Source organism: Bilifractor sp. LCP21S3_A7 (assembly GCF_052118825.1).
Classification (GTDB): domain Bacteria; phylum Bacillota; class Clostridia; order Lachnospirales; family Lachnospiraceae; genus Bilifractor.
Genome location: NZ_JBQKGL010000001.1, coordinates 309632 through 321082, shown reverse-complemented (window position 1 = coordinate 321082; position 11451 = coordinate 309632). Strand labels below are relative to the sequence as shown.

Genomic DNA, 11451 nt, shown 5'->3' with positions numbered 1-11451 from the left:
GGGCAGGTGTGTATGAAGGAACAGATCGGAAAGGTACAATTATATATTCTAGAAGATGAGATTTCCGCATCGAATAGCCCGGGTGCAGCGAAGATCCCCGGAAAGGCAGTGCCAGAGGATTCCGTGACAGAGAGGGAAAGGGCAGATGAGAAGGAACTGATGGAGATCCTTAGAACCTGCCCCGAGGACCAGTACAGATCTGTGATGCAGAAACGAAAGAACGAATTTCTGCTTGAGGAGCTTTCAGGCCTGAGAGCGAATCTTGTGCGTGCTTTTTCTGTACCGGACGGCGCATCTGTTCTGGAGGCAGGATGCGGTTGTGGTGCGATGACCGGGACATTGGCAGAAAAATGCGGGGAGGTCGTCAGCTGGGATTCCGATGCAGAGCGGTGCAGAATCAACGCGTACCGGAACAGGGAACGGGAGAATGTGAAACTGTATGCCGGGGGTTTCCGGGATTTCTGTAATGAAATTCATTCGGGTCATCCCGGGAACAGATTTGAACTTATTACGTGTATCGGTCCGATGCAGAAGGCTTCCCGGATTATACCGGGAGATACGCCGTGTCGGGCTATGGTACAGGAGCTTCTCTCTTTTCTTGCGCAGGATGGAATCCTGCTGATTCTGCTGAAGGAAATCCGGGAGTATCGACAGCTGATGGAAGGCGGCGCACTTTCCGGTTACCGGACCATCTTATATGAGATCAGTCCGGACGCGACATTCCCCATGGAGATCACGGGTGAACAGTGGCTTTCGGAACATCACCCCGGTGCTGAAGCCTGCGGGACGGAAGAAGCAGGCAGACCTGCGCTTCTTCTGATTCAGGACGTGCAGCGGGCAGCCGATACGCTGCTGTACGCGAAGTTCTCCGGGGAAAGAGCCGGGAGATATGCTTTGTATACAGCTGTATATGAGAGGCATGGCGGACCGCGGAGCAGCGGAATGAATGCGGGTGAAGTGCCGGGACTGGCAGATCAGAGCGGTAAATGCGGGCCGCAAAGCAGGAAAATGAATGCGGGTGAAGTGCCGGGACTGGCGGATCAGAGCGGTAAATGCGGGCCGCAGCGCGCCGGAATAAACACAGATGGAAGTCAGCGGTATGTGGAGAAGAGAGCGCTTACGAGGGCTGCGGATTTTCATGTGAGCCGCATCAGCGAGCTCTCCGGAAAGCTTTCAGAAATGTACCGGGGAAGATTGAAGATCAATCGCTGTGAGAAGACGGATATAACAGGAACCGTACGGATGGAATATCTCACCGGCGAGACTTTTGAGGAATATCTGGACCGGGTTCTTGCGAAGCAGGGGCCGGATGCCTGTGAAAATGCTCTTCTGGAGTATCTCGACCTGGTTGTCCCAAAAGAGCTGGAGTCCGCGTTTGAGATAACAGATTCCTTCCGGGAAGTCTTTGGAGAAATACCCGGTGAAATTTACGGTGAAATATCCGGGGAGTATGGAATACATTCTCTGAAGACGCTTCCGGTCTCGGATGTGGATCTGATCCCGGCGAATGTGATCAGAAGCGACGGGGACTGTACGCTCATAGATTATGAGTGGAGTTTTGATTTTCCGGTTCCGTCAGATTTCCTGAGATACCGGATTCTTTTTTATTACCTGCGCTCTGAGAAGAACAGGCAGAGGCTTGCGCAGAACGACATCTGGCGGAAAGCCGGACTGAGCGGGCAGAAACGAAAAATATTCGCATCGATGGAGGACTCCTTCCAGAGATGGCTCACGAGAGGCAGAATTCCGGTAAGAGATCTTCGCGCCGGGATTTCCTCCGGAGCGGCACATACGGGAGATGAGGACAGAAATCTTCGGGTATATTATCCGGACCGGAACGGATTGGAAAACTATTCCGAGCTGCGTGCGTCAGATTATCGGATGAGGGACGGAAAGCTTTCCGCTGACCTGGATGTCCCTCAGGGGATGACGATGATCCGTCTGGATCCGGGAGACAGACCGGGGATTCTGCGCATCCGCAGCCTGAAAATAGACGGAAGACTTCCGGAGCTTATCCGCACGAATGGTCTCCCGGTCTTCCGGGAATCAGAAGAAGGAGAGGAGCAGACCGGACCGCTTCCATCCGGGAGACCGGTATATCTGTCCGCAATCTATTTTGACGGTGATGATCCGAATTTCACCATCAGATGGAGCGGGAAAGGGTCATCGGGGAAACGCTGCCAGACGGTTTCCGTCGACTTCAGCTTTACTGAGATGGACGGCGATTTTATCCGGCCTCTCATGGATCTTCAGAGGCAGCGGGAGGCGTCCGCATCGTCAAAACACCACAGAAATGGAGGATTTCTTCATCGGCTGACGGGCCGGAAGAACTGAACAGCCTTTATGATAAAGTACAATATTGATGAGACGAAAACAGATGAGGATGTCCTGACCGCTACCGGCTGGGCGGCGTGGATCAGCCAGGAAGGTGGGAACAAGGTTCTGACCCATACGGAAATCCGGGTGGAACAGAAGAGCGGGCGGGGTGTCGCTGCCGATATCAGGACTTTGTATCGTTCCGATGTGATCCGTGCGCTTGGGGGCTCGGAAAGCGACGAGATGATGGGATTTCAGTTGCGCTTCAGGAAAGAAGAGGACGAGAATCAGTACATCCTCATTTTTACGTCCCCGGACGGAACGGAATCGGAGAAATATCCGGTGGACTTCCGCACCGTAAACATGCTCAGCCGTCAGGAGAACCGCCATTATGAGGGAGCGGCTGATATGCTTAGGCATGTCAGCCGGCAGCTGATAACAGATGATTTTCAATACCTGAGACAGTTCGGCCCCAGAAGGTACGCGGGACTTGTGGTACGGAGACTGAACAGCTCCGACAGAATTCCTGCATATGAGAAATGGGCGAGACAGAACGATGTGAGGTCAGATGAGCTGGCAAAGCAGAGAAAATGTCACTTCTCTTATGAACCGAAGATCAGCATCGTTATTCCGGCGTACCGCACCAGTAAGAAGTATCTAAGGGAGCTGCTGCAGTCGATCAAGAATCAGACCTATGCGAAATGGCAGCTCTGCATTGCCGACGGCAGCGGAGAGGATGACTGTGTAGAAGAAGTGATTAAGAAATACACGGCGAGAGATTCACGGATCTGTTACCGGAGACTTGAGAAAAATGAAGGAATCTCCGGCAACACAAATGAGGCTCTGAAAATGGCAGACGGGGAGTATATCGTGCTCTGTGATCATGACGATGTGATCCCTCCGAATGCTCTGTTTGAGCTTGTGAAAGCACTTCAGGACCGGGAGGTTGATATTGTATACACCGATGAAGACAAAATTTCCATGGATTCTTCAAGACGCTTCGACCCGAACTTCAAGCCGGATTTCAACCCGGATCTCCTGTGCAGCACGAACTATATCTGCCACCTGTTCCTTTTTCCCAGAAGCTTCTATGAGAAGTACGGCGGGTTCCGGAAGGAATTCGACGGAGCGCAGGATTATGATCTGATCCTGCGATACACAGAAAAGGCCGGAAAAATCAGACATATTCCGAAGATTCTCTATCACTGGAGAAGCCATTATGGCTCGACGGCGGACAACCCGGAGTCTAAATCCTATGCTTTTGAGAATGGAGCCAGGGCGGTCAGTGAACATTATGAAAGACTTGGTATCCCTGCCAGTGTCGGGCAGGGGGTGCTGACCGGTACTTATCATACCGTGTACGACTGGGGCAGACAGCCGCTGATTTCGATTATTGTTCCGAATAAGGATCATGTCGGGGATCTGAAGAAATGCATGGATTCTGTCGACAGCAGATCGATCTATCGGAACTATGAATGGATCATTGTCGAGAATAACAGTACCGAGGACGAGACATTCCGATATTACGACTCCATCCGGGACCGGAAGAATGTTACCGTTCTGACCTATAAGGGAGCGTTTAATTATTCCAGAATCAACAACTTCGGAGTGAGACACGCCAGAGGGGAGCTTCTGCTGCTCCTGAATAATGACACGGAGATGATCCGCCCGGAGAGTCTGAAGGCGATGGCGGATCTCTGCCTCAGAGAAGATGTGGGGATCGCAGGAGCAAGGCTTCTGTATCCGGACCGCACGATTCAGCATGCCGGCGTCATCGTCGGATTCGGAGGCGTTGCGGGACATGCGTTCTGCAACCTCTCCTCCCGGGATCCGGGATATATGGGCCGCGCAGTGATGACACAGGATTACAGCGCGGTTACTGCTGCGTGCCTTATGGTGAGAAGGGAAATTTTCGAGGCGGCAGGAGGGCTCACGGAGGAGTATGCGGTCGCTTTCAATGACATCGATTTCTGCATGAAGGTCGGCGCGCTCGGGAAACGTATTGTGTACGAGCCTTCCGCGGAGTTTTATCATTATGAGTCCAAATCCAGAGGGTCGGAGGATACCAGGGAAAAGGTTGAGAGATTCCGCTCCGAGGTGGAGCGCTTCGAGTCCACATGGAAGGATTTCCTGGCGAAGGGAGATCCCTGCTACAATCCGAATTTTTCTCTGACCATCGGACCATTCTGCCTTCGACAGGAGACCGGAAAATGAAGCTTGTATCGAAAACTTTTCATTACCTGAGAGAAAACGGCGTTCGGGATACCGGAAGAAAGATCAGGAACTGGTATCGGGTTCACTTCACTGCGGAGAATGACTATAAGGCGTTTCGGAGAAGAAACGAGACGGGACCACTGGAGCTGAGAAGGCAGAGAGAGCGTCGTTTTGATCATCCGGTCACCTTCAGCATAGTTGTACCGCTCTACCGCACGCCGGAGAAATTTCTCAGAGAGCTGATCGAATCTGTGGAGAAGCAGACCTATCCGCACTGGGAGCTCTGCCTGGCGGACGGAAGCATCGTGGGAAACAGCACAGAGAATGCGGAGGAGGGACAGTCCGTTTCCGCCGGGAGTCCGCTTCAGGATATTCTTGAGGAATATGTCCGGAGGGATCCCAGGATAAAGGTGAAGTACCTGGAGAAGAATGAGGGCATATCGGGGAATACGAACGCTGCGCTGGAGATGGCCGCCGGTGACTTTATGGTGCTGTGTGATCATGACGATCTGCTTGCGCCGGACGCGCTTTATGAATGCGCTGACGCCGTCAGTAAGGATCCGGAAATTGATATTCTCTATACGGACGAAGATAAAATCAGCTACAGAGGAGACCGGTATCTGGAACCGAATTTCAAGCCGGACTTCAATCTGGATCTTCTGTGCAGCACGAATTATATCTGCCACCTTTTTGTGTTCCGGCGATGGCTGTTTGAACAGTGCGGCGGGTTTCATTCCGAATTTGACGGGGCGCAGGATCAGGATCTGATTCTGCGGTACACGGAGAAAGCCGGAAGAATCTGTCATATTCCCAAAGTGCTGTACCACTGGAGAAAAAGTCCGGATTCTACCGCGGCTGACCCGGAGCATAAGCGCTACGCCTTCGAAAACGGAGCAAAGGCAGTGACAGCTCATTACCGAAGGATCGGCGTTCCTGCAGAGGCCAGGATCGGAGAGGTGCTCGGTGTATACCGCACGGTCTACAGCTGGACGAAACGGCCGCTTGTGTCCATCATCGTCCCGAATAAGGATCATGTCGGGGATCTGAGACGATGCATCGAATCTGTGGAAGAAAAATCTGTGTACCGGAACTTTGAGTGGATCATTGTAGAAAACAACAGTACGGAAGAACAGACCTTTTCTTATTATGAAGAGCTGAAGAAAAAGGCAAATACCCGGGTGGTGGTCTGGAAGGGCACGTTTAATTTTTCCGCGATCAATAATTTCGGAGCCGGATTCGCCAGAGGAAGATATCTGTGGCTTTTGAACAATGATACAGAGATGATCCGGCCGGAGAGCATGAAGGATATGCTTGATATCTGCATGCGCAGCGATGTGGGAATCGTAGGCGCAAAGCTGTACTATCCGGATGATACCATTCAGCATGCGGGAGTGATCATAGGAGCCGGCGGAATTGCCGGGCACATGTTTACGGGACTGGGACGCGGACTGGCAGGATACGGACTCCGGGCCATCTGCACCCAGGATCTGAATGCGGTAACAGCGGCATGTATGATGGTAAAAAAAGAGGTGTACGACAGGGTCGGAGGTCTGGATGAGAAGTTTCAGGTCGCGTTCAATGATATCGACTTCTGTCTGCGTGTGCGGCGGGAAGGATATCTGGTCGTATATGACGCAGGTGCGGAATTCTATCATTTTGAATCAAAATCCAGAGGCCTGGACAACACGGGGGAGAAACTGAAGAGATTCCAGTCTGAGATTAACCGGTTCGCGGAAAAGTGGAAGGATCTGCTTATTCAGGGAGATCCTTATTATAATCCAAATCTTTCAATCAGACAGGCGGATTTCAAACTCCGTGTGGGAGATGAGAAGTGGGAGCTTCCGGTTGTGTGCCGGGAATAATATTTTTATATCATAAATTCCTGCTGTATCGTATAATATAAGTAACTCGTACTGGAGAAAGACAAGGGAAGCGCGGCGGTTATAATACCCAAAATACGGTTTGTGCAGAAGGGAGATCTTATGGGAAGAAAAAATCTGTTTAAACTTGTCACAACATTAACGGCCATTGGAGTGATATCTGCGGCATGTCCGGTTTATGCAGAGGATACAGCAGCTTCTTATATATCTTCCGAAACCGGTGAGACGGATGACTCTTTGGATGGCACATCAGGCAGTGCGGAGAATAGCAGCGATGCCGCGGAGAACAACACGGCGAAGTACAACACGGTTACATCTGCGGATAATGGAGTGGAGAATATATCATCCGAAAATACCGGTACATCTGAAAATGGGACCTCATCTGAAGAAGATTCCGGTGAGAAGGCGGGCGATAACACCGTGACAGATGCTTCGAATGAATCAGTTGAAGCAGAAATCGTGGGGACAGATTCCGTATCCGGATCCTCGGAAACCGCGAACGCGACTGAGGAATCTTCTGAAGAAAAGAGGGAAGAGACAGAGGAGAAAGAAGAGAAAGACATCGCTCTGGAAATACCTGTTGTCAGCTATGCCGCTCATGTTCAGCAGAAGGGGTGGCCGGCAGAGGACGCCGTTTCCGGAACAGACGCTCAGACTTATGCGGGATTTACGGGCAAGCATCTTCGTGTTGAGGCAATCAGGGCCTGTATCAAAGGCGATCAGAATCTCGGTATCACATACAGAACTTATGTGCAGCGGAAGGGTTGGACCGATTGGCAGAACGACGGTGCAGCTGCGGGAACGACGGGACAGAGCCTCAGGGTCGAAGCAATCGTCATGAAGCTGACCGGAGCCGATGCGGAGAAGTACGATCTTTATTACCGCGTGCATGTGCAGAGTTTCGGGTGGCTTGCATGGGCGAAAAACGGCGAGACTGCCGGTACAACGAATCTGAGCCGACGAGTCGAGGCGTTCGAGGTGGCACTTGTAAAGAAGGAAGAGGCGGCTCCTGCGAGATCTGCTTCCCGGAATATCCCTTATCTTACGGTTCCGACAGTAACCTATCAGACCCATGTGCAGAAATACGGATGGAGTCTGGGAGAGGTTTCAAACGGGGCTACTGGCGGGACGACCGGACAGGGATTGCGGATGGAAGCGCTCCAGATCCATCTGGGCAACACAACCGGATTCACGGGCGGTATTTCGTACTGCTCCCATATACAGAGAGCCGGATGGGAAAAAGAATGGAAAGCTGACGGAGTGATGACCGGGACAGTAGGAAAGAGACTTCGCCTGGAGGCGATTCGGATCCGACTGACCGGTGAGATGGCGAATTGTTTTGATGTGTATTATCGTACACATATACAGAAATTCGGCTGGTCTGGCTGGGCGTCAAACGGAGCAGACTGCGGATCCTCCGGTTATGGATATCGTATGGAAGCGATCGAAATCCGTGTGGTGCCCAAGGGCAGCGGCACACCCGGAAGTACGGCGAATGCATTCTGGAAATATGTCAACCCTCACGCTGGTATGGATGCTATAGCGCAGGGATATTCAAGCTCTACCGGGTATCTTCTGATGGTTGACCGTTCCGCTCATCGGACAGGCGTGTATACAGGAAGCAGGAATAACTGGCAAAACCAGAAGTACTGGCTTTGCTCCAATGGAAAAGCATCAACGCCTACGATTACCGGTGTATACAGACTGGGGATAAAGGGACTTTATTTCTGGAGCGGCAACACCAAATGCTGGTATTACAGTCAGATTTCCGGAGATTATTTATTCCATTCCGTAATCTATGATGGGTCTTCTTCGCCGGTCCGCATTCTGGATGGAACCCTGGGCGCAGCGACATCTCACGGCTGCGTGCGGCTTGCGCTTGAAAACGCAAAATATATTTATGATAATGTGCCTTACGGTACAACGGTTGTGATTTATAACTGAAGGCGGGCTGGGGCGGCAATGAAGCCCCTGTCTTCAGGAATGGAAGACCTTGTCGAAAATAAATGTAGAATCTGCCGAAAATAAATGTAGAATCTGCTTGACAATAGAAGACCGTTTTGATATGATCTTACTCGTTGGTGAGAAACACCGACCGATTGCTGATATAGCACAGGTGGTAGTGCGCATCCTTGGTAAGGATGAGGTCACCAGTTCGAGTCTGGTTATCAGCTGTAATGAGATCCCCGGAGAGCCTTGGAAGACAGGTCCTCCGGGGCTTTTTGCTGTTGTCTTTTGTGAAGCTCCGGCATATCACATTTACATCGGTTCTGTTTACTCTTAAAGTTTGCTATACTTTACATCGGTTCTTTTCTACCTTAAAGTTTTGCTTTACTTTACATCACAGGCTTTATCTGGTTAACTGCATCTGAATTATAGAAAAATATCGGGTGAAAGTCTGCTAATCCTATAAACATAAAATATATTTGCATATCGTACATGCAATGCTATAATTTTTAAATCAGATGACAGTATGGGACGACTAAGAAAAAAATTTTGAACCGGATCCCGGCTGCTATACGGATACTGATGAAAGGGTTTATCTCAGAAGAGGGGATCAGAGATCATGGATGATAAAATCACATTTGTACTGAACGACGAAGCAGAACAGCACGAGAGGGACACAGTCGAATCAGAGGATATGAAAAAACTGACCTCTGTTGTGGCACCGATTGCTGAGAAATACAACATTCAGGGACCCGCTCTCTACGTTGTGTATGATGACAATATTCAGGGAGAAGACGGTACAGTATGGGGCGGAGAATTTCTGCTCGGAGACAGAGAACATATATTGAAGATTCAATACACGAAGGAACCGGATGACAGCGGGGAGACTCTTCATGCGGTTCCGATGCATGATGAACTGGACGAGGAAAAGAAGGAGCCGGAGGTCGCGGAGCGCAGCGGCAACTACATTCGAATGGGGTGTCTGCAGCCGGTTCAGCTCCTCGGAGGCAGGGACGGCGCAAAAAATGCACAGATGGTACTTGCCTGTATGATGAATGATGCAGAGGACAGAGGTCTGATCTGGGAGGATTATGAGTCAGATCAGATTCTCGATCCGAATCTGCACCAGACGATTGCAATTGCTCTTGACGCGGGCAGAGACACTTATATCTCGACGTCACTGCTGCGGCTGTTCGATGCTGCCGCTGCCGTGCTCGGTATCTGTGAGGAGAATACCTATCCCGGGGAATGCGCAAAGAGGCTTGTGGAGGCAGCCAAAAATGCGGTCAGCAAATGGAATGACGGTACTTTTGGAATGGCGGCACATCAGATTGATGTTCTCAAGAACAGGTATCCGGTAAGGATGATTCTGGAGAAGAAAAACGGCGAGTGGATTGCAGATGGTCCGCGCCTGATCGGAGATCTTCGTATGGCGAAAGACGGCGGCATTCCGACGGATGAGCTAGCGCTGGAATTTCATGACGCAGTTGCGGAGATGACGGTCAAGATGTGTGAAAATATAGTTGCCGATGCTTCCGGGAATGGAATCGGCGTAAACCGTGTTGTGCTGAGCGGAGAAATTTTTGTTGACGATATACTGAGGGAGCGCACGGTCAAAGGACTTCAGGACAAGGGATATCAGGTGTATTACTGAGACGGTACAGCCTTGCGGAGCCGATATGGTTCGACTTCAGGACATGGGATATCAGGTGTATTACTGAGACCGGAGGCTCATATCGTGCAGGGAATGTTGAATTTGACAGGAGACATCTTTTCTTATATAATCTAATGGTTGTCTGGCCGGGCACGCAGATAATGCGGTTTTCCGGCGGGGAAGTATCCGAACTTCCGATTCAGCCTGTTTTGCTGCAGAAGCGGTATACAAATCAGAATTTGGAGAATATATGGAAAAGAAGGATTTCAGCAGCTTCTGGAGAAAACACTGGAAGCTGTTCGCTTATATCGGCGTACTTGCTGTCGCTGCGCTGCTGATCTGGTTCGCATTCGGCGACATGATCCCGCAGTATCTGAAGTTACTGCGCGGCGGCGACGAGAAGGAAATTGAATTGTTTATCAATAGGGAAGCTTCCTGGAAGGGCCCGCTGTCGATCATCGTGCTGGCTGCGCTTCAGGTTGTCAGTATAGTCTTTCCGGGATTTGCAATTCAGATTGCATCCGGTGTAATCTATGGCTGGTTCCATTCTTTCTTGATGTGCTACTTCGGCTTTTTACTGGGAAACCTTCTGGTGTTCTTTTTTGCGAGAAGGATGGGCAATCAGATTGCCGGATTCGCTCCGGTGAAGAAGAACAAGAACAGCTGGATCAAGGAAAAGCTGAAGACGACCAAGCCGGAATTTGTGGTTGCTTTTGTAAACCTGCTCCCTATTCTTCCGAATGGAATTATTCCGTATATTGCGGCAGGATCCTCGATCACGACGCTTCATTATTTCATTGCGATTGCTGTTACAAGCTGGATTCAGATTTTCTTCAACTGTCTCGCGGGCGGGTTCATCAAGCACGGGCAGTATCTGTTCATGGTGCTTGCGTTGGGATTCCAGATCTCTGTTCTGATTTTTGTCACCCTGAAGAGGAAGTGGCTGATGTCGTTGATTCCCGGCGGAGACGAATCGGAAGAGGATGAGCCGGATTCGAAAATCGGCCTGTCAAAGCATGCCAGGACAGACAAAGAGAAGGAGAACACTACTGTCTGAAAGTCTGTAGCGTATGATGTGATGCTGTATGGAACTTTCTTTTCCGGGCACTGGTGGATATATCTTTTTTCATGTTGTTGGAGATATTTTTAATAATGACCGGAAAATTCTGTGAGTCTGTTTCTGTGTATGCGGAGACAGGCTTTTTTTATAGGATGAGATGGTTTTCCCTGAGATCAGCAGCCATCCACGCATGCACCGTTCCGCTCAGCTATGGATGTGAAATTATGCTGTGGATGCGAAGCTCTGCTGTAAATGTGTAATTATGCTGTGGATGGGGAGTTCTGCTGTAAATGTGTAATTATGCTGTGGATGGGGAGCTCTGCTATGGATGTGAAATTATGCTGTAGTTGTGAAAGTATGCTGTGGGTGTGAAATTAGGC

The 11451-nt window shown here is 50.4% G+C and carries 6 protein-coding genes and 1 tRNA gene; all 7 read left to right on the top strand.

Annotated elements, in window-relative coordinates:
- Window positions 1-12: 12 nt before the first annotated feature.
- The gene (locus ACTQ1O_RS01425) at window positions 13-2334 is read left to right on the top strand and encodes a class I SAM-dependent methyltransferase (RefSeq protein WP_441485794.1); all 2322 of its coding nucleotides are present in this window, start codon (window positions 13-15) and stop codon (window positions 2332-2334) included.
- 9 nt (window positions 2335-2343) lie between these two features.
- Window positions 2344-4530, top strand: a complete 2187-nt coding sequence (locus ACTQ1O_RS01420; protein ID WP_441485793.1) for a glycosyltransferase family 2 protein — start codon at window positions 2344-2346, stop codon at window positions 4528-4530.
- Complete coding sequence (locus ACTQ1O_RS01415; RefSeq protein ID WP_441485792.1) at window positions 4527-6392, top strand: glycosyltransferase family 2 protein; 1866 nt, start codon at window positions 4527-4529, stop codon at window positions 6390-6392. The genes ACTQ1O_RS01420 and ACTQ1O_RS01415 overlap by 4 nt, the downstream gene beginning before the upstream one ends.
- Window positions 6393-6512: 120 nt before the next feature.
- Complete coding sequence (locus ACTQ1O_RS01410) at window positions 6513-8354, top strand: L,D-transpeptidase family protein (RefSeq protein ID WP_441485791.1); 1842 nt, start codon at window positions 6513-6515, stop codon at window positions 8352-8354.
- Between the two features lie 157 nt (window positions 8355-8511).
- Window positions 8512-8584: transfer RNA gene (locus ACTQ1O_RS01405), tRNA-Thr, on the top strand.
- A gap of 392 nt (window positions 8585-8976) precedes the next feature.
- The gene (locus ACTQ1O_RS01400) at window positions 8977-10011 is read left to right on the top strand and encodes a Kae1-like domain-containing protein (protein WP_441485790.1); all 1035 of its coding nucleotides are present in this window, start codon (window positions 8977-8979) and stop codon (window positions 10009-10011) included.
- A gap of 250 nt (window positions 10012-10261) precedes the next feature.
- Entirely contained in the window at window positions 10262-11068 is an 807-nt protein-coding gene (locus ACTQ1O_RS01395) for a TVP38/TMEM64 family protein (RefSeq protein ID WP_441485789.1), read from the top strand.
- Window positions 11069-11451: the final 383 nt, after the last annotated feature.